24 protein-coding genes and 1 pseudogene are annotated in these 24,388 nt (G+C 65.2%); 15 read left to right on the top strand and 10 right to left on the bottom strand.

Features of this window, described 5'->3' with window-relative positions:
• Position 1 precedes the first annotated feature (1 nt).
• Both thiI and TNMX_RS10360 read left to right on the top strand, forming a co-directional pair.
• Positions 2–1,231 (top strand): annotated as a pseudogene (gene thiI, locus TNMX_RS10365) (tRNA uracil 4-sulfurtransferase ThiI).
• Complete coding sequence (locus tag TNMX_RS10360) at positions 1,212–2,516, top strand: amidase (RefSeq protein ID WP_038031825.1); 1,305 nt, start codon at positions 1,212–1,214, stop codon at positions 2,514–2,516. Before thiI ends, TNMX_RS10360 begins: the two are co-directional and overlap by 20 nt.
• Here the strand turns inward: TNMX_RS10360 and TNMX_RS10355 are convergent.
• Together TNMX_RS10355 and TNMX_RS10350 are read right to left on the bottom strand one after the other, a co-directional pair.
• Complete coding sequence (locus TNMX_RS10355) at positions 2,508–3,707, bottom strand: SLC13 family permease (RefSeq protein WP_038031822.1); 1,200 nt, start codon at positions 3,705–3,707, stop codon at positions 2,508–2,510. The two genes, TNMX_RS10360 and TNMX_RS10355, sit on opposite strands and share 9 nt — an antisense overlap.
• Entirely contained in the window at positions 3,673–4,263 is a 591-nt protein-coding gene (locus tag TNMX_RS10350; RefSeq protein WP_038031820.1) for a GNAT family N-acetyltransferase, read from the bottom strand. Before TNMX_RS10350 ends, TNMX_RS10355 begins: the two co-directional genes overlap by 35 nt.
• A gap of 103 nt (positions 4,264–4,366) precedes the next feature.
• On the opposite strand from TNMX_RS10350, the gene TNMX_RS10345 reads away from it, so the two are divergent.
• From TNMX_RS10345 to TNMX_RS10325, 6 genes are read left to right on the top strand one after another with little or no spacing between them, the layout of a single operon-like run.
• The gene (locus tag TNMX_RS10345) at positions 4,367–5,602 is read left to right on the top strand and encodes an extracellular solute-binding protein (RefSeq protein ID WP_038031817.1); all 1,236 of its coding nucleotides are present in this window, start codon (positions 4,367–4,369) and stop codon (positions 5,600–5,602) included.
• Between the two features lies 1 nt (position 5,603).
• Positions 5,604–6,494: a carbohydrate ABC transporter permease gene (locus TNMX_RS10340; protein ID WP_038031815.1), complete on the top strand. Its 891-nt coding sequence runs from the start codon at positions 5,604–5,606 to the stop codon at positions 6,492–6,494.
• Positions 6,491–7,312 (top strand): carbohydrate ABC transporter permease, encoded by an 822-nt coding sequence (locus TNMX_RS10335; RefSeq protein WP_038031813.1) that lies wholly within the window; start codon positions 6,491–6,493, stop codon positions 7,310–7,312. The genes TNMX_RS10340 and TNMX_RS10335 overlap by 4 nt, the downstream gene beginning before the upstream one ends.
• Positions 7,309–7,443: a hypothetical protein gene (locus TNMX_RS13485; protein WP_256378178.1), complete on the top strand. Its 135-nt coding sequence runs from the start codon at positions 7,309–7,311 to the stop codon at positions 7,441–7,443. The genes TNMX_RS10335 and TNMX_RS13485 overlap by 4 nt, the downstream gene beginning before the upstream one ends.
• A 3-nt stretch (positions 7,444–7,446) precedes the next feature.
• The gene (locus TNMX_RS10330; protein WP_038031811.1) at positions 7,447–7,941 is read left to right on the top strand and encodes a MogA/MoaB family molybdenum cofactor biosynthesis protein; all 495 of its coding nucleotides are present in this window, start codon (positions 7,447–7,449) and stop codon (positions 7,939–7,941) included.
• Entirely contained in the window at positions 7,934–9,064 is a 1,131-nt protein-coding gene (locus TNMX_RS10325) for an aminotransferase class I/II-fold pyridoxal phosphate-dependent enzyme (protein WP_038031810.1), read from the top strand. Before TNMX_RS10330 ends, TNMX_RS10325 begins: the two co-directional genes overlap by 8 nt.
• A 32-nt stretch (positions 9,065–9,096) precedes the next feature.
• Here TNMX_RS10325 and TNMX_RS10320 read toward each other — a convergent pair whose 3' ends face one another.
• From TNMX_RS10320 to aceE, 5 genes are read right to left on the bottom strand one after another with little or no spacing between them, the layout of a single operon-like run.
• Positions 9,097–10,338 (bottom strand): folylpolyglutamate synthase/dihydrofolate synthase family protein, encoded by a 1,242-nt coding sequence (locus TNMX_RS10320; RefSeq protein WP_038031808.1) that lies wholly within the window; start codon positions 10,336–10,338, stop codon positions 9,097–9,099.
• A 22-nt stretch (positions 10,339–10,360) separates the two neighbouring features.
• Complete coding sequence (gene perR, locus TNMX_RS10315; protein ID WP_038031806.1) at positions 10,361–10,756, bottom strand: manganese-dependent transcriptional regulator PerR; 396 nt, start codon at positions 10,754–10,756, stop codon at positions 10,361–10,363.
• 42 nt (positions 10,757–10,798) lie between these two features.
• A complete protein-coding gene (hemC, locus tag TNMX_RS10310; protein ID WP_019550583.1) occupies positions 10,799–11,704 on the bottom strand; it encodes a hydroxymethylbilane synthase in 906 nt (301 codons plus the stop codon).
• Positions 11,705–11,744: 40 nt separating this feature from the next.
• Positions 11,745–13,001, bottom strand: coding sequence for a 2-oxo acid dehydrogenase subunit E2 (locus TNMX_RS10305; RefSeq protein ID WP_015716059.1), 1,257 nt, complete (start codon positions 12,999–13,001; stop codon positions 11,745–11,747).
• Positions 13,002–13,022: 21 nt separating this feature from the next.
• Positions 13,023–15,689 (bottom strand): pyruvate dehydrogenase (acetyl-transferring), homodimeric type, encoded by a 2,667-nt coding sequence (gene aceE / locus TNMX_RS10300; protein ID WP_052037975.1) that lies wholly within the window; start codon positions 15,687–15,689, stop codon positions 13,023–13,025.
• A gap of 174 nt (positions 15,690–15,863) precedes the next feature.
• Here aceE and TNMX_RS10295 point away from each other — a divergent pair, with 174 nt between their 5' ends.
• On the top strand, positions 15,864–16,721 hold the full coding sequence (locus tag TNMX_RS10295; RefSeq protein WP_038031802.1) for a LysR family transcriptional regulator: 858 nt from the start codon (positions 15,864–15,866) through the stop codon (positions 16,719–16,721).
• Here TNMX_RS10295 and TNMX_RS10290 read toward each other — a convergent pair.
• Both TNMX_RS10290 and TNMX_RS10285 read right to left on the bottom strand, forming a co-directional pair.
• Complete coding sequence (locus TNMX_RS10290) at positions 16,718–16,975, bottom strand: hypothetical protein (protein ID WP_015716056.1); 258 nt, start codon at positions 16,973–16,975, stop codon at positions 16,718–16,720. The two genes, TNMX_RS10295 and TNMX_RS10290, sit on opposite strands and share 4 nt — an antisense overlap.
• Positions 16,972–17,235, bottom strand: coding sequence for a septum formation initiator family protein (locus tag TNMX_RS10285; RefSeq protein ID WP_172640117.1), 264 nt, complete (start codon positions 17,233–17,235; stop codon positions 16,972–16,974). Before TNMX_RS10285 ends, TNMX_RS10290 begins: the two co-directional genes overlap by 4 nt.
• A 210-nt stretch (positions 17,236–17,445) precedes the next feature.
• On the opposite strand from TNMX_RS10285, the gene TNMX_RS10280 reads away from it, so the two are divergent.
• A complete protein-coding gene (locus TNMX_RS10280) occupies positions 17,446–17,889 on the top strand; it encodes a Fur family transcriptional regulator (protein WP_015716054.1) in 444 nt (147 codons plus the stop codon).
• Between the two features lie 45 nt (positions 17,890–17,934).
• Here the strand turns inward: TNMX_RS10280 and TNMX_RS10275 are convergent, their stop codons facing one another.
• A complete protein-coding gene (locus TNMX_RS10275; protein ID WP_371180294.1) occupies positions 17,935–19,356 on the bottom strand; it encodes a leucyl aminopeptidase in 1,422 nt (473 codons plus the stop codon).
• A 15-nt stretch (positions 19,357–19,371) separates the two neighbouring features.
• On the opposite strand from TNMX_RS10275, the gene TNMX_RS10270 reads away from it, so the two are divergent.
• The 5 genes from TNMX_RS10270 (at position 19,372) to pstA (ending at position 24,367) form a co-directional block, all read left to right on the top strand.
• Positions 19,372–20,256: a DUF1385 domain-containing protein gene (locus tag TNMX_RS10270; protein ID WP_038031799.1), complete on the top strand. Its 885-nt coding sequence runs from the start codon at positions 19,372–19,374 to the stop codon at positions 20,254–20,256.
• Positions 20,253–21,371, top strand: coding sequence for a tRNA 2-thiouridine(34) synthase MnmA (mnmA, locus tag TNMX_RS10265; RefSeq protein WP_038031798.1), 1,119 nt, complete (start codon positions 20,253–20,255; stop codon positions 21,369–21,371). The genes TNMX_RS10270 and mnmA overlap by 4 nt, the downstream gene beginning before the upstream one ends.
• Positions 21,372–21,406: 35 nt before the next feature.
• Complete coding sequence (gene pstS / locus TNMX_RS10260; protein WP_038031797.1) at positions 21,407–22,486, top strand: phosphate ABC transporter substrate-binding protein PstS; 1,080 nt, start codon at positions 21,407–21,409, stop codon at positions 22,484–22,486.
• A gap of 64 nt (positions 22,487–22,550) precedes the next feature.
• A complete protein-coding gene (gene pstC / locus TNMX_RS10255) occupies positions 22,551–23,498 on the top strand; it encodes a phosphate ABC transporter permease subunit PstC (RefSeq protein ID WP_224065403.1) in 948 nt (315 codons plus the stop codon).
• Positions 23,498–24,367 carry a phosphate ABC transporter permease PstA gene (pstA, locus tag TNMX_RS10250; RefSeq protein ID WP_051909143.1) on the top strand — a complete coding sequence of 290 codons (870 nt, stop codon included), beginning with the start codon at positions 23,498–23,500 and terminating at the stop codon, positions 24,365–24,367. The genes pstC and pstA overlap by 1 nt, the downstream gene beginning before the upstream one ends.
• Positions 24,368–24,388 lie beyond the last annotated feature (21 nt).

Below are 24,388 nucleotides of genomic sequence, written 5' to 3'. Positions count from 1 at the left end.
CATGGAAACCCTGGTTCTGGTCAACCTGTTCCACGAGCTGGCCCTGAAAGGGGAAAACCGCCCCTTTTTCCTGAGGAAGGCCAAGGCCCATGTAAGGGAGGCCCTTAAGGGCACGGCGGCCCGGTTGGAGGCGGAGTGGCCCATGGCCCTCCTCTTCCGCCTGCCCCAGGAAGCCTAGCCCGAGGCCAAGGAACGCCTGAAGGACACCCTGGGGGTGGAGGGCTTTGCCCGGGTCCTGCGCACTCCCCCGGATCTAAAGGCCCTCGAGGCCGCCCTGGAGGAAACCCTTGCGAGGGAACGCTTCGAAAGCTTCCGCATCACCGCCAAGCGCTCCGATAAGGCCTTTCCCCTCACCTCTCCCGAGATCGAACGCCTCCTTGGGGCCTTCGTGAAGGAGAAGACGGGAGCCAGGGTGCAGCTCAAGGGAGCGGAAAGGGAGTTGGTGGTGCGCATCCTGCCCAACGCCGCCCTTTTGGAGGTGGAGCGCCACCCGGGACCGGGAGGGCTTCCCCCCGGGGTTTCCGGAAAGGTGGTGGCCCTCCTTTCCGGGGGGATTGACTCCCCGGTGGCCGTCTACCGCCTCATGCGCCGGGGAGCGGAGGTGGTCTTAGTGCACTTCCACCCCTTCCCCCTTCTCTCGGGCCAGAGCCGGGAAAAGGCCAAGGCCATCGCCGAACGCCTGGCCCGCTTCCAACACCGCATCACCCTCCACCTGGTTCCCTTCAGCGAGGTGCAGCGGCAGATCATCCTCGAGGCCCCCAAGGCCTACCGGGTGGTCCTCTACCGCCGCTACATGCTCCGCATCGCCGAGGCCATCGCCAAGGAGGAAGGGGCCCTGGCCTTGGCCACCGGGGATAGCCTGGGCCAGGTGGCCTCGCAGACCCTGGAGAACCTCCATGTGGTCAACCAGGCGGCCACCCTTCCCGTCTTCCGGCCCTTGATCGGCTTTGACAAGGTGGAGATCAAGGCGGAGGCGGAGCGCATCGGCACCTACGCCATCTCCATCCTCCCCGACGAGGAGTGCTGCACCCTTTTCGCCCCCAAGCACCCCGTGACCCGGGCCCAGCTTTCCGTGGCCTTGGAAACGGAAAGCCGTTTGGATACGGAAAGGCTCATCGCCTTGGCCCTCGAGGGCCGGGAGGTGGTGCGCTACACCTGGCCGGGGCAAAAACCCCTACCAAGGCCCCAAGAAGAGGTCCCTATAATGGGGCATGGACCTCTTGACGGCTAAAGCCCTCCTGGAAAGGGGCGAAACCACTCCCCTGGCCCTTTTGGAGGAAGCCCTGGAAAGGGCCCGGGCCTTCCAGGACCGCAACGCCTTGGCTCACCTGGACGAGGAGGGAGCCAAGGAGGAAGCCCAGCGGCTTACGGAGGAGCTAAGGCAGGGGTACATCCGCGGACCCCTACACGGCATCCCCCTCACGGTAAAGGACCTCTTCCCGGTCAAGGGCATGCCCACCCGGGCAGGAACCCGGGCCCCCCTCCCTCCCCTTCCCGAGGAGGCCCAGGCGGTAAGGCGCCTGAGGGAAGCCGGAGCCCTCATCTTCGCCAAAACCAACATGCACGAGGTGGCCCTGGGCATCACCGGGGAAAACCCTTGGACGGGCCCGGTGCGCAACGCCTTAGACGCAAGCCGCCAAGCCGGGGGAAGCAGCAGCGGAAGCGCCGTGGCCGTGGCCCTGGGGATCGGCCTCGCCTCCCTGGGCTCGGACACGGGAGGGTCCATCCGCATCCCTGCCGCCTTCAACGGGGTGGTGGGCTTCAAGCCCTCCTACGGCCGGGTAAGCCTGGAAGGCGCCTTGCCCCTCTCCCGCTCCACCGATCATGCGGGGCCCATCGCCAAGACGGTGCGGGACGCCCACTTCCTCACGGAGATCCTGGCCGGGGAAAGCATCCCCCTCGAGGGCCCGCAAAACCCCACCTTCGGCGTACCCCTGGACTTCCTGGAGGGCCGTCTGGGGGTGGAGGTGCGCAGGGCTTTCCAGAGGCTTCTAGAGGAACTCCCCTCCTTGAGGGCTGAGGTAAGGGAGGTATCCTTACCCCTACCCGGGGTCTATGAGGTCTACACCCGTCTGGTGCGCTACGAGGCAGCCCGCATCCACGAAAAAGCCTTAAGGGAACATCCAGAAGGCTTCTCTCCCCAGGTGCGGGAGGCCCTTATGGCCGGGCTTTCCCTCACGGAGAAGGATTACCGGGATGCGGTGGCGGAAAGGGAGGCCCTGCGCCTCCAGTTGGTGAAGGCCTTAAGGGGGGTGGACGCCCTCCTCCTCCCCGCCCAGCCCCTTCCTGCCCCCCCCTTGGGCACGGAGGAGGTGGAGTTGGAATCGGGCAGGAGGAGCCACCGGGAGGCCTTCATCACCCTTACCTTGCCCTTTAGCCTCCTCGGGGTGCCCACCCTCACCCTCCCCTTCGCCCCGGTGGAGGGGATGCCCGTGGGGCTCCAGGTGGTGGGGCCCTACGCGGAGGATGGCCGGGTGCTGGCCATTGGGGGCTGGCTCGAGGCCCGGCTAAAGTAGCGCGTAGAGCAGGCCCAGGGTCAAGAGGGTAAGGGGTAGCCCCAGCCGAAGGTGCTCCATGAATCCTATCCTCACCCCCTCCCTTCCTGCTCCCTCGGCCACGATGAGGTTGGCCACGCTGGCCAAGAGGGTCAGGCTCCCCGCCAAGGTGCTTCCCCCAGCCAGAAGAAGCCAGTCCCTGGGCTCCTGTACCAGGGGCGCCAGGAGCAACACCGCAGGCACATTGGAGATGAGAAGGGAAAGGAGGGTGGCGGCCAGAAGAAGCCCTAAAGGCGTGGTGGCCAAGGGCACAAGAAACTCCGCCAGGCCCAGCCTTCGTACCCCCTCGGTGACCATGAAGAGGGCGGCGAACATCACCAGTAGCTCCCAGTCCACCTGCAAGAAGTAGCGCTCGGAGCGTAGACGGCGGGTGAAAAGGAGGATTCCTGCGGCCACTAAGGCTCCCTGGGCCATGGGGTAGCCCAGGAGGAAGGCCAGGAAAAGCCCAAAGGCCACCCAAAGCCCCTTGGCCAGAAGGGGGCGGTGGAGCCGGTAGCGCAAGGGGGGGATGGGGGGAAGGAGCTTTAAGGAGCGTACCTCGGGGTAGAGGAGGGCCAGGAGAACCACCTGGAGCCCCAGGCCCAGCAGGGCCACGGGCCAGAGGGCCGAAACAAACCCCAGGTAGGAGATGCCGGATAGGCTCGCCACCACGATGTTCTGGGGGTTCCCCGTGGGGGTCATGAGGCTTCCCGTGTTCACCGCCGCCATGAGGGCAAGGAGGTAGGGCACGGGGTTCAGGCCCAGGCTCCGGGTTAGGGAGAGGACCAAGGGGGTAAGGAGAAGGGCCATGGTGTCGTTCAGAAAAAGGGCGGAAAGGAACCCGCTTCCAAAGGTAAGAAGGAGGAGAAGGGCCAAGGGAGTCCTGGCCAGACCCAAAAGCCTCTCCACCGCAAGGCCAAAGAAGCCCGCATAGCCCAGATGGGCGTTCAGGACCATGATGCCGAAGAGGAAGGTGAGGGTTTGGGCGTCCAGGGCCTGCCAGGCCTCCCGGAGGTCCAAGACCCCGAGGAGCACCAGAAAGCTCGCCCCCACCAGGGCCACCCCCGCCCGGTTCATGCGGTAGCCGGGAAGTCCTCCCAGGGCCAGGCCCAGGTAGGTGAGGAGGAGTACCAGGAGGCTAAGCCCCTCCCGTATTTCCTGGGAAAGCTCCATACAGTTTCTCCTCCAGCCGGGCCTTCACACGAGGCCACTCTTCCCGCAGGATGCTGTAGACCACGTCGTCGCGGAAGCGGCCATCCGAGAGAAGGCGGTTCCGCCGCAAGACCCCTTCCCGCACCGCCCCCAAGGACTCTAAGGCTCTTTGGCTTCGCAGGTTCAAGGGGTCCACCTTAAACTGCACCCTTTCGGCGAGGAGCACCTCGAAGGCGTGGCGCAGGAGGAGGTACTTGGCCTCCTTGTTGGCGGGGCTTCCCCAGAAGGGTTTGAAGATGAGGGTACCGATCTCCAGCTTGCGGTTTTGCGGATCCGGGGTGATGACGGAGGTCCGCCCGGCCAGCTCCCCTCCCAGGAAAACGGCCCAGTTAACCCGGCCAGGCTCGGAAAGAAGGGCCTCGAGGTGAGCCCTTAGGTCCTCCGGCCCCCTTACCCTATGGCTCATGTGGCGGTAGACCTCGGGGTCGAACTGGGCTTGGAAGCCCGGAAGGTGGGAGAGGGTTAGGGGCTCCAGGCGGACATACCGGCCCTCGAGGTTCTGGGGAAAGGACCACATGCCTCCATTATGGGAGAAAATCCCTTTCGCTCCCGTACCAGCCGCAAGCCAAGGGCTTTGGCGATGCGCCCTGGGGTATAATGGCGGCGAAGGGAGGCTTAAAATGAAAAAGCTATTGGCTTTTTGCGCCGCTCTTTTACCCTTAGCCTTGGCCCAAAGCGTCACCATCACCTACTGGCAGTACGAGTTCCGCAGCAAGGTCGAGGCCATCAACGAGCTCATCCGCCGCTTTGAAGCCCAGAATCCCGGCATCAAGGTGGTTCACCAGACCTTCCCCTACGACGCTTTCCAGCAAAAGGTGGCCGCCGCTATCCCCGCGGGGCAGGGGCCGGACGTGGTGAACCTCTACTACGGCTGGGCTCCCACCTGGGTTAAGGCGGGATACCTAGTGCCCCTACCCGATGACTGGATGCGGCGCCTGGACCAGGACTTCGTGGCCATGGCCCAGGCCGCCAGGGTGGGGGGAAAGCTCTACGGGGTTCCCACCGCGGTGCGAAGCCTGGCCCTTTTCTACAACAAGGACCTCTTCCGTCAAGCGGGGATTGCTGGCCCCCCCAAGACCTGGGAGGAGTTCATCGCCGTAGGTCAAAAGCTAACCGTTAAACAGGGAGGGCGCTTCACCCAGATCGGCTACGGCATCGCCCCGGACGGGCAGGATCACCACCTGGTCCGGGAAGTCCTGGTGCGCCAGTTCGGGGGCAGGCCCTACTCCGACGATGGAAAACGGGTCCTCTATCAGGGCGAGGCCGGGCTTAAGGCCCTGAGCTTCTACGCCGACTGGGTACGCAAACACGAGATCGGGGTTCCTGGCTTCTTCCCCGGTAACAACGGCTATCGTGATGGGTTCATCGCAGGCAGGATCGCCATGATCATCGACGGATCCTTCGCCATCGGCACCATCCAGCAAGGGGCCCGTTTCAACTGGGGGGTGGCGGAGCTACCCCTAGAGCGACCAGGGGGACGGAAGGCCAACTTCGGCTCCTTCTGGATGCACGGCCTCACCCCATTGGCCACCGGGCCCAAGCGGGAAGCCGCGCTCCGGTTTCTTGCCTTCATCACCTCCGAGGAAACCCAGCGCTACTGGTTGGAAAAGGTGGGGGAGCTTCCCGCCAGCAAAAACCTGATCAGGGATCCCAAGCTCTCCTTACACCCCATCTATGGCCCCTTCGTGCTGAGCCTGGCCTACGCCAAGGCCACCCCCTTTGTGGACGAAGCCGCCCAGCGCAAGGTGATGGTGGACGCCATCAACCGGGTCCTGCTCCAGGGCATGGACCCCGCCCAGTCCCTGAGGCTGGCCGCCGAGGAGGAGCAAAAGATTCTGGATCAGTTCTGGAGGTAGGGTGCGGCTTACCCTAGCCCGGCGGGAAGCCCTATGGGCCTTTGTGTTTTTGGCCATTCCTCTGGCTTTTTTCCTCTACTTCCGCATCCTTCCCGCCTTCCAAGCCCTTTGGCTTTCCCTATACGAGTGGCACGCAGACCCCTCCCAGAGGCGCTTTGTGGGCCTCGAGCACTACGCCCGGCTCCTCGAGGACCCTGTTCTCCGCCGGGCTCTTTTCAACACCCTCCTCTATACCCTTCTGGGGATCCCAAGCCAGATTGCCTTGGGCCTTGTCATCGCCTTGCTTCTCCAGCGGGTACCCTTTGGCCGCGACTTCTTCCGGGCCATCTACTTCGCCCCCTACGTGACCCCGGCAGTGGCCGTGGCCTGGGTGTGGAGCTGGATGCTTTCCCCGCACTTCGGGCTGGTCAACGAGCTTCTGGCCCTTTTGGGAATCCCCCCGCAGCCCTTTTTGCAAAGCCCCAGCCAGGCCCTACCCACCGTGACCTGGGTGGTGGTGTGGCAGAACCTGGGCTTCCAGGTGGTCCTCTTCCTGGCGGGTCTGGAAAGCATCCCCCGGCAGTACTACGAGGCTGCCCGCATAGATGGCGCGGAGGGATGGCGGCTTTTCCGCCACATCACCTGGCCCCTATTGAACCCGGTTCTGGTCTTCTCCGTGGTCATCGGCACCATCGGCTACCTGCAGCTTTTCACCCAGGTGGTAAACCTGAACTTTACCGACCAAGGGGGACCTTTGAACAGCACCCTAACCCTGGCCCTCTACATCTACCAGCTGGCCTTCTTGCGCTTCCAGCTAGGGTATGCCGCAACGGTCACCGTCCTCCTCTTTGCCCTCATCCTCCTGATCACCCTGGTCCAGCTTAAGCTCCTCACCCGGAGGGTGGAGCTATGAAGGCGAAAAACCGCCTTACGGGTTTTCTGGTTCTCCTTCTCCTCCTCTTGGGCGGTAGCGTCATGGTCCTCCCCTTCCTCTGGATGGTGCTCACCTCCTTCAAGCCCTTCCCCGAACTCTTCGAGCTCAGATTCCTTCCCCGGGAGCCCACCCTAGAGAACTACCGGGTGGTCCTCGGGGAAACAGGGTTTATGCGCTGGTTTGGAAACAGCCTCCTGGTGGCCTCCCTCACCACCCTTTCCGTGGTGTTCTTCGATAGCCTCGCAGGTTACACCCTGGCCCGGCTCCGATTTCCCGGGAAGAACCTGATCTTTATCCTCATCCTCTCCACCTTGATGGTCCCCACGGAGATGCTGGTCATCCCCTGGTATGTGATGAGCGCGGAGAAGGGCTGGATCAACACTTACTGGGGGCTCCTCTTTCCCGGTCTCATCACCGCCTTCGGGGTCTTCCTCATGCGGCAGTTCTTCGAAACCCTGCCCCAGGACCTGTTCGACGCCGGAAGGATGGATGGGCTTTCCGAGTTCGGCGTGTTTTGGCGGATTGGCCTGCCCCTGGTGCGCCCGGCCCTGGCCGCCTTAGGGATCTTCACCTTCCTGGGCAACTGGAACGCCTTCCTATGGCCCCTCATCGTGGTCCAAACCCCGGAGATGCGCACCCTTCCCGTGGGCATCGCCCTTTTCTCCGGGGAAGCGGGCACCGCCTGGAACCTGATCATGGCGGCCTCGAGCCTGGCGGTGCTACCGGTTCTTTTGGTCTTTTTCTTCTTCCAGCGGCAGATCATCGAGGGAGTGGTCCTCACCGGGGTGAAGGGATGAGGGAAGAGCTTCAGCAGGTCCTAAACCTCCTCCACCTCCCCCACCGGGGAAGCGCTACCCCCCTCGAGGCCGAAGCCTTCCGCCGCTTGCGCACCCTTTTGCAAAGGGTCTTCCACGGGGTAAGCTCTTGACAAATGTTCCGCGTGGGCATCCTGACCGTATCCGATAAGGGCTCGAGGGGGGAACGGGAGGACACCACCCACCTGGCCATCCGCGAGGCCCTAAAGGAAGGGCCCTTCGAGGTGGCGGCTTACGAGATCGTCCCCGACGAGCCTCCCCTGATCAAGAAGGTCATCCGGCTTTGGGCCGACCGGGAGGGCCTGGACCTCATCCTCACCAATGGGGGCACGGGCCTGGCCCCCCGGGACAAGACCCCCGAGGCCACCCGGGAGCTACTGGACAAGGAGGTGCCGGGCCTTGCCGAGCTCATGCGCCTTAAGGGCCTGGAGAAAACCCCCATGGCTGCCCTTTCCCGGGGCCTCGCGGGGGTAAGGGGAAAAAGCCTCATCCTGAACCTGCCAGGAAGCCCCAAGGGAGCCCGGGAATCCCTGGAGGCGGTGCTTCCCGTCCTGCCCCATGCCCTAAACCTCATCACCGGCAAGGCCTGGCGGGAGGGGCACCATGAGTAGGGTTCCTGAAGCCTCGGTCTTCCTGGTGGTGGATGAGGCCAAGAGAAAGGCCCGGGAGAAGGGGATCCGCCTCATCGACCTCTCCATCGGCTCCACCGACCTCCTGCCCCCTTCCGAGCCCCTTCAGGCCCTGCGGGAAGCCCTTTCTGACCCCAGCACTTACGGCTACTGCCTGAAAAGCTGCACCCTTCCCTTTTTGGAGGAAGCCTCCCGCTGGTACCAAGGCCGCTATGGGGTACGCCTGGACCCCAGGCGGGAAGCCCTGGCCTTGATCGGCAGCCAGGAGGGCCTGGCCCACCTCCTTCTGGCCCTCACCGAGCCCCAAGACCTCCTCCTCCTGCCCGAGGTGGCCTACCCCAGCTACTTCGGCGCTGCCCGGATGGCCTCCTTAAGGACCCACCTCATCCCCTTGCGGGAAGACGGCCTGGCGGATCTCTCCCGGGTGCCGGAAAGCATCTGGAAGGAAGCCAAGGTCCTCCTCCTCAACTACCCCAACAACCCCACGGGGGCCCTGGCGGACTGGGGCTACTTTGAGGAGGCCTTGGCCCTGGCGGAAAGGCATGGGCTTTGGCTGGTCCACGACAACCCCTATGTGGACCAGGTCTACCAGGGGGAGGCCCCCTCCCCCCTGGCCCTTCCCGGGGCCAAGGAACGGGTGGTGGAGCTCTTTAGCCTCTCCAAAAGCTACAACCTGGCAGGCTTCCGCCTGGGCTTCGCCCTGGGGAACGAGGAGGCCATAGCCCGGCTGGAAAGGGTGAAGGGGGTCATGGACTTTAACCAGTATGCTGGAATCCTGCGCATGGGGATCGCGGCCCTAAGGACCCCAAGGGAGGTGACCCGGGGCTTCGCCCAGGTCTACCAAAAGCGGGCCCTGGGAATGGCGGAAGCTCTTAAAGGGGCCCTGGACCTCCTTTCCCCCAAGGCCACCATGTACCTCTGGGGGAAGCTTCCCCAGGGGATGGATGACCTGGAGTTCACCCTAAGCCTGGTGGAGCGGGGCGTGGCCGTGGCCCCGGGGAGGGGGTTCGGCCCTGGGGGAAGGGGACACGTGCGGATCGCCCTGGTGCAACCCATGGAAACGCTACAGGAAGCCGCCCGCATCCTGCGGGAGGCCCTGGACTGATACCACCCCACCCCGGCTTCGCCCGGTGGTGTTTACTGCCACCTTTCCTCCGGGGGAAGCCCCAAAAGGGCCCGCTTCACCTCCCCCACCAGGTAGAGGCTTCCCGCCACCACCACCCGGTTCTCCAGGGTGAAGGCCCTTTCCACGGCCTTTAAGGGTTCTTCCTCCACCAGGGCCCCCGGGAAGAGGGGGAGGAGGGCCCTGGGGTCCTGGCTTCTGGGAGAGGCGTAGCGGGTGAGGACCACCGGCCCCAACCCCTTAAGGGCCTCGGCCATGGCCCGGTGGTCCTTCTCCCGGCTGAAGCCCAGGACCAAGGCGGCAGGCAGAAGCCCGTGGAAGCGAAGGGCTTGCCGCAAGGCCCAGGCTCCTTCCGGGTTGTGGGCCCCATCCAGGAGGAGCTTCTTCCCCCCGGGCCAAGGAAGGCGCTCCAGCCGCCCCGGGTTCTCCGCCCGAAGGAGGCCCTTTTCCACCGCCTCCCAACCCGCCCCAAGGAGCCTTCCCGATACCGCCGCCAGGGCCAGGTTTTCCGCCTGGTGGGGGCCGAGAAGCCGCGTGCGGAAGGTTCTCTCCTCCCCCCGGATCCGCAGGCGGAAGGCCAGGCCCTCCCCCAAGGCCTCCACCCCGAGAAGGGAAAACTCCTCCCCCAAAACCCAAAGGGGGGTGCCCATAGTCCGGGCCCGCTCCCGAAGCTCCTCTAGCCCCTCCCCCCTGGCGGCGGTGAGGGCCGGCACCCCCTTGCGGAAGATCCCCGCCTTCTCCCGGGCCACAGCCCTCAGGGTGGGGCCCAGGATCTCCAGGTGGTCGTGGCCGATGTTGGTCACCACGGAAAGCTGGGGCTCCGCGGCGTTGGTGGCGTCAAAGCGCCCCCCCAGCCCCACCTCGAGGACCGCAAACTCCACTCCCTCCCGGGCAAAGTGGAGAAGGGCGAGGGCGGTGGCCACCTCAAAGAAGGTGGCCTCCAAAGCTTCAGCCTGGGGACGGATCTCCTCCAGAAGGGAAAGAACCACCTCCTGGCCTATGGGCTGGCCCTGGATGGCCACGCGCTCCCGGAAGTCCACCAGGTGGGGGCTGGTGTAAAGCCCCACCCTCAAGCCCGCCTCCTCCAGGATGGCCGCCAGGGCCCGGGCCACGGTCCCCTTACCGTTGGTTCCGCCAACGAGGGCCACAGGGTAAGCCTCCTGGGGATTCCCCAGGCGGGCAAGGAGAGCCAGGATTCGCTCCAGCCCCGGCTTCACCCGGCCCTGCCGGGCGTAAAGCCAGGCCAAGGGCTCCATCAAGATGGCCCTCCGGGCCGACCTAGCCCTTAAGGGCTGCCTTGCAGGTGGGGCAGAGGCCCTTATAGGTGACCTCCACCTCCCTTACCCCCAGCTGGGGGTAAGCCTCCTGGACGGGGGTGAGGAGGTCGGGAAGATCCACCTCCAGGTCCACGATGGCCCCGCACCCCTGGCAGACCAGGTGCAGGTGGGGGTGCAGGTTGGCGTCGTAACGGGTGGCCTCCCCCGCCTTGGTGATGGGGATGAGGTAGCCCTCCTCCACCAGGGCCTCGAGGGTGCGGTAGATGGTCCCCAGGCTCACCTTGGGCACCACCTTGCGCACCTCCTGGTAGATCCAGGCGGCGTCGGGGTGGTTGTGGGCCCTCTTCACCACCTCCAAAACAGCCTTACGCTGGCGGGTCAAGCGCTTAAGCGCCATCTACCCCACTATACCCTAGGCCGGGGGAAAACTCCAGCAAACCTATCGGCTTTGGGCAAGAATCTCCCGCCCTCCCTGCTCCAACACGTCCTGGGCCAGCTCCAACCCCAGCTCCTCGGCCTCGGAGGCGTCGCCTTCGATCTCCGCCCGGATGAAGCTCTTGCCGTCGGGGGTGAGGACCATCCCCTCGAGGAGGAGGGTGCCGTCCTCCGCCACCTGGGCCAAGGCCCCCACCGGGGCTAGGCACCCAGCCCCAAGGCCCTTCAAAAAGGCCCGCTCCGCCCGCACCCGGTCGTGGGAAGGGTGGTGGTGAAGGGCGTAGCAGAGCTCCTCCGCCAGGTCGTCCCCCTGGCGCACCTCCAGGGCCAAGGCCCCCTGGCCAGGGGCAGGGAGCATCACCTCGGGTTCCAGGAACTGGTCGATGCGGTTGCGCAGATCCAGCCGGATGAGCCCCGCCGCCGCCAGGATGATCCCGTCATACTCCCCATTCCCCAAGGCAGCCAGCCGGGTGTCCACGTTGCCCCTCAGGTCCTTCACCACCAGGTCCGGGCGGTGGGCCAGAAGCTGGGCCTTGCGCCTTATGGAGCTCGTTCCCACCACAGCGCCTTCAGGGAGGTCCTCGAGGCGCTTATACACCTTGCCCAAGAAGGCGTCCCGGGGGTCCTGCCTGCGGGGGATGGCAGCGATCCTAAGCCCCGGGGGTTCCTCCGTGGGGAGGTCCTTCAGGGAGTGCACGGCGATGTCGATTTCCCGGGAAAGAAGCGCCTCCTGAAGCTCCTTGACAAAGATGGCCTGCTCCATGGGGTTCGCCCCCTGGTCCCCCCGGGTCTTGATGGTCTTCACCTTGAACTCCGCCTCGGGCCAGCTTTCCTTAAGACGCTCCACCACAAAGCGGGTCTGGGCCAGGGCCAAGGCGCTGCCCCGGGTTCCCACCACGATGACGCGCATACTTTCCCATACTACACGAGAACCCGGGGCCGGGCACCCCCTATTCCAAGGCCAGGCCTAAAGGATCCTCCAGAAGCTGGGCCAGATGGCGGCAGAAGCGGGCTGCCTCGGCCCCGTCTATAAGCCGGTGATCGTAGGTGAGGCTGTAGGGCATGACGAGCCGGGGCTGGAAGGCTTCCTTCTCCGGATCCCACACGGGCTTCATCTGGGAACGGGAAACCCCTAAAATGGCCACCTCCGGCCAGTTCACGATGGGGGTGAATCCGGTGCCGCCAATCCCCCCCAGGTTGGAGAGGCTGAAGGTGCCTCCCTGCATCTCCTCCGGGGTGAGCTTCCGCTCCCGGGCCCGTTCGGAAACTTCCTGAAGCTCCTTGGCCAGGCGCAGAACCCCCTTTTGGTCCACATTCCGGATCACCGGCACCAGGAGGCCATGGGGGGTGTCCACCGCCACCCCGATGTGCACGTAATCCTTGTAGATGATCTCTCCCTTTTCCGCATCGATGGAGGCGTTGAACTTGGGGAAGGCCTTCAGGGTCAAGGCCAGGGCCTTGAGGAGGAAGGCGGTGAGGGTGAGCCGAAAGCCCCTTTCCTCCGCCCGCTTGGCGTAGCGCTTTCTTAAGCCCTCCAGCTCGGTGATGTCCGCCTCGTCAAAGTGGGTGACCATGGGCACCTGGGCCCAGGCCTGGGCCATGGCCCTCGATGTGGCCTTGCGCACCCCGCTCATGGGCTCGGTACGCACCGGGCCCCAGCGGCTGAAATCGGGGAGCCTGGAAGTCGGGAGGGGGCTTATGGCCTCCGCCGGCAGGGAAGGGGGAACCTGGCCCGCAGCCCGCCTCACGTCCTCGGCGGTGATGCGCCCCGCAAGGCCCGTACCCCTCACCTGGCGGATGTCCACCCCGAGCTCCCTCGCCAACCGCCGCACCGAGGGAGCCGCCGGGATGAGCCGGCCTTCCTCCTGCCCTGCCGGGGCCGGCGAAGGGCTGGGGGCTTTTGAAGGAGGTGCTGCCTGGACCTTCTCCTCCCTGGGTGGAGGGGGCACCTCCTGGGGCGAGGGAACCTCCGCCTCCCCAGCCTCCAGCTCCAGGAAGGGTTGCCCGGGACGCACCTCATCCCCCACCTTCACCAGAACCCGCTTCACCACCCCGCCCGCCTCGGCGGGGACCTCCATCACCGCCTTGTCGGTTTCCAGCTCCAAGAGGGGGTCCCCCGGGGCCACCCGGTCCCCCTCCTTCACCAGCACCCCCACCACCGTGGCGGCGCTCACGTTATCGCCCAGTTCGGGAAGCTTCAGCTCCATCTTGCCCTCCAGAATACCCCCTTACCTCCTGTGGGGCGGGGTTTCCCAAAGCTCGAGCCCAAGCTCCTTCCGGGCCTTGGCCAGGGTCTTAGCCGGCACCTTGCCCTCCTCGGCCAAAAGGGCAAGGGCCGCGTAGGCGATGTGCCGGGCATCCACCTCAAAGAAATCCCTCAAGGCCTCCCGGGTGTCCGAGCGGCCAAAGCCATCCGTGCCCAGGGCGCAGAAGGGCCGGTCCAAGTACCCCCTTATGAGGTTGGGCAGGGCTTTGAGGTAGTCGCTGGCGGCCACCACCGGGCCCTCGTGCCCCTCCAAAGCCTCGGCCACATAGGGCTTGCGGGCCTTCCCCAGAAGCCTCCTTTCCCTTTCCGCCTCTATGGCATCGTAGTAGAGGGCCTTATAGCTGGTGGCACTCCAGACATCCGCCACCACCCCGTAGCCCTTAAGAAGCTCCTGGGCCTTCACCGCCTGGGGCAGGATGGGCCCAGAACCCAGAAGCTGGACCCGGGGGCCTTCCCCCTCGCCGAGGCGGAAGAGGTAGAGGCCCTTCAGGATCCCTTCCTTTACCTTCTCACGGGGCTCAGGCATGGGGGGGTGGGGATAGTTTTCGTTCTCTATGGTGATGTAGTAGAAGACATCCTCCCCCTTCTGGTACATGCGCCTTAGGCCGTCTTCCAGGATGACGGCGAACTCGTAGGCAAAGGCGGGGTCGTAGGCCAGAAGGTTGGGGGCCGCCAAGGCGTAGATGTGGCTCTGCCCGTCCTGGTGCTGCAAACCCTCCCCCTCCAGGGTGGTCCGCCCGGCGGTGGCCCCAAGGAGGAAGCCCCGGGTACGCTGGTCGGCCGCCGCCCAGACCAGGTCCCCGATGCGCTGGAGGCCGAACATGGAGTAGGTAATGAGGAAGGGAATGGTGGGGATGCCCCAGTGGGCGTAGGCGGTGCCGGCGGCTATAAAGTCGGCCATGGCCCCCGCCTCGGTGATGCCCTCTTCCAGGATCTGGCCCTCCTTGCTCTCCTTGTAGGCGGTGAGGGTGCCGGCGTCCACCGGGATGTAAAGCTGCCCCTGGGGGGAGTAGATGCCCACCTGGGCGATCAGAGCCTCCATGCCGAAGGTGCGGGCCTCGTCGGGCACGATGGGGACGATGAGCTTGCCGATCCTGGGATGCCGGAGGAGCTTGGCCAGGATCCGCACGAAGGCCATGGTGGTGGAGATCTCCCGCCCCCCCGTGCCCTCGTAGAACTCCTGGAAGAACTCCTCCCCCGGCACCTCGAGGCCCCCGGTAAACCGCACCCGGCGCTCAGGGACAAAGCCCCCCAGGGCCTTCCTGCGCTCCAGGAGGTACCTCACCTCGGGAGAGTCCGGCCCCGGGTGGTAATAGGGAAGCTCGGAAAGCTTTTCCTCGGGGATGGGAATGCCCAAAAAGGTCCGGGCCTCCTTAAGGTCCTCCTCGGTAAGCTTCTTCACCTGATGGGCCACGTTCTTGGCCATGGCGGTGGGCCCCATGCCGTAGCCCTTGATGGTGCGGGCCAGGATGACCACGGGGCTTCCCTTGTGCTCCACCGCCGCCTTGTAGGCGGCATGGATCTTCACCAGGTCGTGCCCACCCCGGCTCCGGGTTAGCTCATCCAGCTCCTCGTCGCTCATGCCCTCGATGAGCTGCTTGAGCTCGGGGGTGTTGAAGAAGCGCTCCTTGAGCTCCTTGGCCCCGAAGGCGGCGTACCGCTGGGACTCCCCGTCCACCAGGGCCTCAAACCGCCTCAGGAGGTGGCCCTCCTTATCCTTGGCCAAAAGCCGGTCCCAGGCGGAGCCCCAGACGATCTTGATCACCCGCCAGCCCGCACCCCTATAGAGCCTTTCCAGCTCCTGGATGATCTTGGAGTTGCCCCGCACCGGCCCGTCCAGGCGCTGCAGGTTGGCGTTCACCACAAAGATGAGGTTGTCCAGGTTCTCCCGGGCCGCCAGGTGTAAGGCCCCCACGGTTTCCGGCTCGTCGTGTTCCCCGTCCCCCAAGAAGGCCCAGACCTTGGCGCTGCTCCTGGGCTTCAGACCCCGGTCCTCCAGGTAGCGCATGAAGCGGGCCTGGTAGATGGCCTGGATGGGGCCAAGGCCCATGCTGACCGTGGGAAACTCCCAAAAATCCGGCATCAGCCAGGGATGGGGATAGCTGGAAAGCCCCCGGCCCCCCGGAACCGGAGGGTGCACCTCCCGGCGGAAGTTCTCCAGGTCCGCCTCACTTAGCCTTCCCTCCAGAAAGGCCCGGGCGTAGATGCCAGGGGAGGAGTGGCCCTGGAAGAAGACCAGGTCCCGGTCCAGCCCCGCCTCGGGCCCGCGGAAGAAGTGGTTGAACCCCACCTCGTACAGCTCGGCGATGGAGGCGTAGGTGGAGATATGCCCCCCGATCCCCTCCGCCTTCTTGTTGGCCCGGGTGACCATCATGGCTGCGTTCCAGCGCAGGATGTTGGCGATGCGCCTCTCCAGCTCGAGGTCCCCGGAATAAGGGGGTTCTTGCTCCTTGGGGATGGTGTTCAGATAGGGGGTGGAGAGGCGGTTTGGAGGGGAGAAGCCCTGTAGGTAAAGGTACTCGTCCAGAAGGCGCAAAAGCTCCTCCACCCTGGCAAAGCCCTCCACCCGGAGCACGTACTCCAAGGACTCCCGCCACTCCCGGTTTTCCTCCTCCCTGAACCGGGCCATTTCCTCTGGGGAAAGGGCCTCTAGGGCCTGCTTGAGCGCATCCGCATTCACTGCCGTCAACCTCCCCCCTTTTGCGCAAAACTACACTACACCGACTCCTCATCCCAGTCTGGGGCAGATGGAGCCCTTTGTCCAATAGAAAAGCCTGGATCGTGGTGATAAGCTAACCTTATCATGGACCTGCGCCGCCTGCGGCTTTTCCTTCTTCTAGCCGAGGAGAAGAACTTCCACCGGGCGGCGGAGAAGGCCTACCTCTCCCAGCCCACCCTTTCCCAGCAGATCCAGGCCCTCGAGCAGGAACTCGGGGTGAGGCTCCTGGAACGTAGGCCCTTCCGCCTCACCCCGGCGGGGGAGGTGCTGGTGCGGGAGGGCCGACAACTTTTGCAGGAGGTGGAGGCCTTAAGGGCCCGGGTGCGGCGGGCCAATCGGGAAGAACTCCGCTTCGGGGTTCCGGAAAACCTCCTTCCCGACCTCATGCCCCTTCTGGACCACCTGCGCCGCGGCCTGGGCCAGCCGGTGGAGATCCTGGAGATGCACACCCCTGAGCAGGTCAAGGCCCTCAAGGAAGGCCAGCTGGACTACGGCCTGGCGGGGCTTCAGGTGGAGGACCCCATCATCGGCCAAGAACCCCTCCTACGGGTGCCCATCGTGGTGGCCCTGCCCGAGGGGCATCCCCTGGCCTCGAGGGAACGGGTACCCCTTAAGGCCCTCAAGGAGGAGCCCTTCCTCCTCCTCCCCAAGGAAACCCTGCCCCCCCTTTACGAGGCCTTCATGGAGGTGTTCCGCCGGGCGGGTTTCACGCCCCGGGTGGCCCGGGAGGTGGCCCGGTTTTCCCAGGCGGTGAGCCTGGTAGCCGCCGGGGTAGGGGTCTACCTCACCCTGGCCCCTTACCGGGTCTTTCCCCACCCCGGGGTGGTGCTCAAGCCCCTGGAGGAGGAGGCCGCCTTACAGGTTTCCCTCATCTACCGCCTCACTCCCCCGCCCCCCAGGCTTCTGGAGGTGCGGGAACTCCTCAAAGCCCTGGTCTTCTAGGCCTGCAGGCCAGGGGCATCCGCCTCCCCCCAGGCCAGCTCCACCAGGCCGATAAGCTCCTCCACCGGCAGGCCGTAGTCGCGGGAAAGGCGCGTGATCTCGTGCCCCAGCCTTCTCAGATGGGCCAGCTGGGAGGGGCTGGCCTCCCGCGCCAGGTCCAAAAGCCAGGAAAGAAGGGTTTCCGCTTCCTCATCGGTGAGGCCGTCGGTGAGGGCCTCATCCTCCAGAAAGAGTGCCGCCGGGTCTTCCCTCATCGCCTCCTTAGTATCTCCTCTTGCCGCACAAAACCCAACCTGCGGACCAGGGCTTCCAGGTAAGCGGGATCCTTGACCGCCTTCACCTCGGCCTCGAGGCGGGCCACCCGGGCCTCCGCCTGGCGCAGGGCTTCCTCCAGCCTGGCTCGCTCCCGGGCGAGCTCATACGCCCTGACCCCCTCCTGCCCCAAAAGGAAAAGGGCATGGGCCAAACCCAGGGCGAAGACCAAGTGCAGGATGCGGTAGACGGGCCGGTCCAAGATGGGTCCATTATACCGCGGACAACCCGTGGCCTTGGACAAGGGTATGGCATAATGGAAGAACCTGGAACTTTACCTAAACTTGGGGAACACTCCCTGAGAAAAACCCTTCCCAAAAGGAGAGGGAAAGTCTATACCACCTTTTACCCAATTTGAGTGTTGCATTTGCACACGACCTGTGTATACTGGAATTGAAAGGAAGGAGGAGCTATGCCAAGGATGAGGGAAAAGGAAAACTACCGGGCGCGGCTAAAGGCGGTTGGGCTCAGGCACACCCTGCCCCGCGAGCGGATCCTAAGCTACCTGGATCGCAAGAACGTCCACCCCACCCCCGAGGAGCTCTACAACGGCCTTAAGAAGCGGGGCTACGACATCGGCCTTTCCACCGTATACCTGAACCTCCACGTCCTGCGGGAACACGGCCTCATCTACGAGTTCCGCGACCCCAAGGGCCTGACCCGTTACGACGGCTACAACGAGCCCCACGTGCACCTGGTCTGCACCTCCTGTGGGAAGGTGGAGGACCTCCTCTTGAAGAACCTGCCGGAGCTGGACCTCTCCCAGGCGCAAAAGGCTGCCGCCGAAAAGTCCGGCTGGGCTCTGGAGAACTTCCGGCTGGAGTTCCGGGGGCTTTGCCCCAACTGCCAGGAGTAAGGGTTCTATAGGCTCCCACCCTGCCCGGAGGCAGGGTGGGGCTTTTTAACCTTCGCTCAGCCCTTGGGCCACTTTGAGGACCGTCCTCACCCCAAACCCCGTGCCCCCCTCAGGACCTAAGGCGTGAGCCTTTTTGGCAAAGGCCGGCCCGGCGATATCCAGGTGCACCAAAGGCACCGAAACGAACTCCGTCAGGAAAAGGGCCGCGGTGATGGCCCCGCCGTTCCGGTCCCCCACGTTCTTAAGATCGGCCACGGGGCTTTTCAGCTTCTCCCGGTAGGCCTTCTCCAGGGGCAGGGGCCAGACCTTCTCCCCCGCCTTCTTCGCCGCCTCCTCCACCTGCTTCCCCCAGGTTTCCTCCGTGGCGAAGAGAGCGGCCACCTCCTCCCCCAGGGCCACCACCGCCGAGCCCGTGAGGGTGGAAAGCTCCAGGATCCGCTTGGCTCCCTGGCGTTCCGCATAGGCCAGGGCATCCGCCAGGGTGAGCCTTCCTTCGGCGTCGGTGTTCATCACCTCCACCGTCTTCCCGGAAAGGGTCTTGAGCACATCCCCTAGCCGGTAGGCCCGGCCCGAAACCATGTTCTCGCAGGCGGCGATGTAGCCCCGGATCTCCACGGGCAGGCCCAGGAGGGCGGCGCTCTTCATGGCCCCGAGGACCGCCGCTCCCCCGGCCATGTCCCCCTTCATGGTGGCCATGCCCTCCGTGGGCTTGAGGGAGTAGCCCCCGGAGTCAAAGGTGAGCCCCTTGCCCACCAGGTCCAGCCTCTCCCGGGCGCCTTCGGGAGCATAGCGCAGGGCGATGAAACGGGGGGGGTTCTCCGAGCCCTGGGCCACCGTCAGGAAGGCCCCCATGCCCAAAGCCTGGATGGCCTCCTCGTCCAGAACCTCCACTTCTACCCCGAAGACCTTAAGGGAAAGGGCCGCCTCCGCCAGGGCCTCCGGGGTGAGGACGTTGGGAGGCTCGTTCACCAGGTCACGGGCCCAGTAAACGCCTTCCGCCACCTTCTTCGCCCTTTCCACCTCCTCCGGGTTAGCCCCGGAAAGCTGGATGGCCACGGGCTTTTCCTCCCTGGAGCCCTTGTAGCGGTCAAAGCGGTACGCCCCCAAGAGAATCCCTTCCGCCAGGGGATAGGCCTCGAGGGCCTCCACCAGAACCTCGGGGAAGGATAGCTTGGCGAGCGCCTGGGCCAGCCTTCCCCCCGTGGCCCGCGGATCCTCGTCCAGGCCGAAGAGGAGGAAATGCCCCTCGGGGGTGGAAAGCAAGAGGTTCTCCCCCGCCTCCCCCTTGAACCCTACCCCGGCCATGGCCTGGCGGAGAAGCCCTCCCAGGCGGACGTCCAAGGCCTCCCCTTGAGGGGTAAGCTCCCCCTTCTTAACCCACACCACCTTCAAAGGAGCCTTCCCCTCCGCCAACGTGGCCTCTAAAGCATGCAAGGTGATCACGCTTGGAAGATACCACGCCCCCATGGCAGAATGGGAGGGATGCGGCTTCTTTTGCTCGCCAAGCAGGTGGCCCTGGGGGGTTCGGCGGCCCTCGAGGGGGTGATGATGAAGGCTCCCTGGGCCTGGGCCCTGGCGGTGCGCCTTCCCGACGGCCAAATCCACGTGGAGCGCCACGAGGAGCCCGCCCTAAGCCAGCGCTACCCCTGGGCCAAGCTCCCCCTGATCCGGGGGGTGGTGGCCCTCTGGGATGCCCTTTCCGTGAGCTACCGGGCCCTGGCCCGCAGCGCCGAGCTGGTGGGGGGCGAAGAGGAAATGCCCAAGGGGGCCCTGTGGGGCACGGTGGCGGTGAGCCTCCTTCTGGGCATCGCCCTCTTCATCGTGCTGCCCGGGTTCCTGGCTGGCCTCCTCCTGGATGCTGCCCGCTTTCCTCTCCTCTACAACCTCCTGGCCGGCCTCCTCAAGGTGGGCATCCTGGTGGGTTACCTCCGCTTCATCGGACGCCTGCCGGAGATCAAGCGCTTCTTCATGTACCACGGGGCGGAGCACAAGGCCATCCACGCCTTTGAAAAGGGGCTTCCCCTCACCGTGGAAAACGTCATGGCCCAGCCCCGCTTCCACCCCCGGTGCGGCACCACCTTCCTCGCCTTCGTCATCGTGGTCTCCATCTTGGTCTACAGCCTCATTCCCGCCCCGGAGGTGCTCTGGTGGCGGCTACTGGCCCGGGTCCTCTTCCTGCCGGTGGTGGCGGCCTTGGCCTTCGAACTCCTCTACTTCTCCGCCCGGCACAACGACCCCATTTCCCTGTTCTTGAGGGAGCTTGGCTTCCGCTTCCAGGCCCTCACCGTGGCCGAGCCCACCCCGGCGATGGCGGAGGTGGCCATAAGGAGCACGGAGGCCGCCCTGGGCGAACGGGTGGTGGCATGAGCAAGAAGGTTCTGGTGGCCATGTCTGGGGGCGTGGACTCCTCCGTCTCCGCTTACCTCCTGAAGGAGGCGGGGTACGAGGTGGTGGGGGCCATGATGCGCTTCTGGCCCGATGAGCCCCCTCGGCCTGTCCTGGAGTTCCCCCAGGGGCGGGCCTGGGAAAGTTGCTGCACCCCCGAGGCCGCCTACGAGGCCCGGAGGGTGGCGGAAACCCTGGGCATCCCCTTCTACCTCTTGGACTACCGGGAGACCTTTGAGGAGGAGATCATAAAGCCCTTCCTGAAGGACTACGCCCAAGGCCGCACCCCCAACCCCTGCGCCCGCTGCAACACCTTCGTCAAGTTCGGGGCCCTCCTCAAGCAGGCCCAGCGCCTGGGCCTGGACTATGTGGCCACGGGGCACTACGTGCGCCGGGAGGGGGAAAGCCTTCTCCGGGGAATAGACCCCCTGAAGGACCAGAGCTACTTCCTCTGGGGAACCCCCAAGGAGGCCCTTCCCCACCTCCTCTTCCCCGTGGGGGGGATGACCAAGGCTGAGGTGCGGGCCCTGGCGGAAAGGGCCGGGCTTCCCACCGCCAGGAAGCCGGAAAGCCAGAACCTCTGCTTCGTGGCCGGGGACCTGAAGGAGTTCCTGAGGGAAAGGCTCGAGGTCCGCCCCGGTCCCCTGGTGGACGCCCTCACCGGGGAGGTGGTGGGAGAGCACCAAGGAGCAAGCCTCTACACCATCGGCCAGCGAAAGGGCCTCGGCCTGTTCAAGCCCCACCTGGAGCGGTACGTGGTGGGTGTGGACCCCCTGGCCAACGTGGTCTACGTGGGGCCCAGGGAGGCTACCCTTTGGCTAGGGCTTGAGGGAGAGGAGGCCAACCTCCTGGCCGAGCTTCCCGAGGAGGTGGAGGTCCAGGTGCGCTACCGCACCCCTCCCGTAAGGGCCAAGGTGGAGTCCTTAAACCCCTTGCGCCTTCGCTTCGCCACCCCGGTCTTCGCCGTGACCCCGGGGCAAAGCGCCGTGTTCTACCAGGGGGAGAGGCTTTTGGGGGGCGCGGTAATCCGCCAGGGGCTTTACAACCTGGCAGGCCTCGAGGGGAAGCCCCAGGCAAACGCCTTGACCTTCTCCTGACAAAGGGCTGCCAGAGTACAGGTGGGAGGTTTCGGATGCGACGGCTAACGGCAACGGTTTTGGGAGCATTGGCACTAGCGGCTTCGGCATGGGCGCAAGAAGTGATCACCCTGGTGGGGGCGGGGGCCACCTTCCCCTACCCCCTGATGGCCAAGTACGGGGACGAGTACACCCGGCTCACCGGGGGCAAGGTGCGCATCAACTACCAGTCCATCGGCTCCGGCGGGGGTATCCGGCAGTTCCTGGAGCAGACGGTGCACTTCGGCGCCAGCGACGCCCCCCTGACCGACCAGGTCATGAAGGATGTACGCACCCGCTTCAAGACCAACGCCCTCAACATCGCTTATGCCCTGGGGGCGTTGGTCCCGGTCTATAACCTTCCTGGGGTGCGGGAACCCCTGCGCTTCACCGGACCCGTGCTGGCGGACATCTACCTGGGCAAGATCAAGACCTGGAACGACCCTGCTCTCCAGGACCTCAACCCCAACGTGAAGCTTCCTCCCCTGCCCATCACCGTGGTGCACCGCTCCGACGGCTCCGGCACCACCTACGTCTGGGTGGATTACCTTTCCAAGGTTTCCCCCGAGTGGGCCAGCAAGGTGGGGCGGGGCACCAGCGTCCAGTGGCCCGTGGGCGTGGGAGGCAAGGGCAACGAGGGCGTGGCCGGGGTGGTCAAACAGACTCCCGGCGCCATCGGCTACGTGGAGGTCACCTACGCCAAGCAGAACAACCTGAGCTACGGGGCGGTGCAGAATAAGTCGGGACGGTTCATCCTGGCGGACCTCCCCAGCATCAAGGCTGCCGCCAACGTACCCCTTCCCGGGGATATGCGGGTTTCCATCACCGACACCTCCGAGCCTGGCGGCTATCCCATCGCCAGCTTCACCTACCTCCTCCTTTACGAGGACCTCTCCGCCAACAAGGCGGTGAAGAGCGAGGCTGAGGCCCGGGCCCTGGTGGAGTTCGTGAAGTGGATCCTCACCGACGGGCAGAAGTACAACGAGCCCCTCACCTACGGGGCCCTGGCCTCCGTGCCCCAACAGCGGGCCCTGGCTCTCCTCTCCCGGGTCACCTACCAGGGCAAGCCCATCGGCAAAGAGATCACGGGGCGCTAGAAACACCCTTGCCCCAGGGGTGGCCTTTTCCGGGGCCACCCCTTATCTTGAAAAGGGGTTATCCATGAAGCGGCTGTACACCCATTTCGGCGACCGGATCTTTGCCTGGGCTCTCCTTCTCCTGGCCCTGGGTGTGGTGGCCTTGGCCGTGCTCATGGCCTACGAGCTCTATCAGGGGGGAAGCCTGGCCCTGAAGCGATTTGGGCTTTTGGGGTTTGCCCTGGGTAGGGAGTGGGACCCTGTGATCCAGAAGTCCTTCGGGGCCTGGCCGTACATCTTGGGCACGGTGATCGTGAGCCTCTCGGCTCTTTTGCTCTCCTTTTTCCCCGCCCTGGCCGCAGCCATCTTCGCCGCCGAGTATGCCCCCAGGTGGCTCGCCCAGGTGATCAACTTTCTCCTGGACCTCATGGCCGCAGTACCCAGCGTGGTCTACGGCCTTTGGGGCATCTTCGTCTTGGCCCCGTGGATCCGGGACCAGGTACAGCTTCCCCTCTACATGTGGGCGGCGGAGCATGCGCCTTGGTTGGTGCCCATCCTGGGGGTACCCACGGGATATGGGCTGATGACCGCCGTTTTGATCCTGGCCTCCATGATCGTCCCCTACACCGCCGCCTTAGCCCGGGATGCCATCGCCCTGGTGCCCAAGGAGCATCGGGAGGCCGCCTACGCCTTGGGGGCGACCCGCTGGGAAGTGATGCGCATGGCCATCCTTCCTTTGGCCCAGGGCGGGATCATCGCCGGGGCCTTTTTGGCCCTGGCCCGGGCGGTGGGGGAAACCATGGCGGTCACCATGGTCATCGGCAACTCCCACAAGCTTCCCTACACCCTCTTCGGCGGGGCGGCCACCATGCCCAGCGTGATCGCCAACGAGTTCACCGAGGCCGTGGAGGACCTGCACCTTTCCGCCTTGATCGCCGTGGGCTTCCTTCTCTTCTGGGTTTCCATGGCGGTGAACTTCGCGGCGGCCTACGTCCTCCGGCGCCAGGAGCGCCTGGTCAAGGGGGTACTGTGATGCTTCCTGCCGGCAACCTGAGGAGCCTGGAAAAAAACCTGGCCCTTAGAGCCCGCTACCGCAAGGAGCGCTTCATGATGGCCCTGGTGGGCCTGGGTACGGGGCTTGCCTTCCTCATCCTGCTTTTGGTGCTGGCCTACGCCTTAAGCCAAGGGGCAGGCGCCCTTAACCTGGATTTCTTCCTTAAGGACATGCGCCCCCCCGGGGAAACCGGAGGGGGGCTCAGGCAAGCCATCGTGGGTACCCTGATCGTGGACGGGCTTGGGCTTCTCATCGCCCTGCCCTTTGGCCTGGCCGCCGGGATCCTCCTGGCCGAGTATCCCGACCATCCGGTGAACCCGTACCTCCGCCTCCTCTCCGACACCTTAAACGGCATGCCCGCCATCCTCTTTGGGCTTTTGGCCTTCATCCTCATCGTAAAGCCCATGGGGGGGTTTTCGGGTCTCTCGGGAGCCTTCGCCTTGGGCTTCCTCATGATCCCCATCCTGGCCCGGAGCACCGAGGGGGTGCTCAGCCTGGTGCCCAAGGAGATCCGTGAAGCCGGCCTGGCCCTGGGGCTTCCCCGCTGGCGGGTGATCCTTTCCCTGGTCCTGCCCACGGCCCGGGCCGGGCTCATCACGGGGGTTCTTCTGGCCTTCGCCCGGGCGGCGGGGGAAGCAGCGCCCCTCCTCTTCACCGCCTTTGGCAGTCCTCTCTTGGAGCTAAACCCCCTTAAGCCCATGGACACCCTTCCCCTGCGGCTTTTCGCCTTTGCCATCAGCCCCTACGAGGACTGGCACCGCCAGGCCTGGGCTGCGGGGCTGGTGCTCTTTGGGCTCATCACCCTGACGAGCCTGCTGGCCCGCTGGGCCTCGAGGAGGAGGTTCTAAATGTTACCGGAAACCAAGGAA

This window comes from Thermus sp. NMX2.A1, from assembly GCF_000511705.1.
Taxonomy (GTDB): Bacteria; Deinococcota; Deinococci; order Deinococcales; family Thermaceae; genus Thermus; species Thermus scotoductus.
This window is presented reverse-complemented; position numbering and strand designations above follow the sequence as displayed.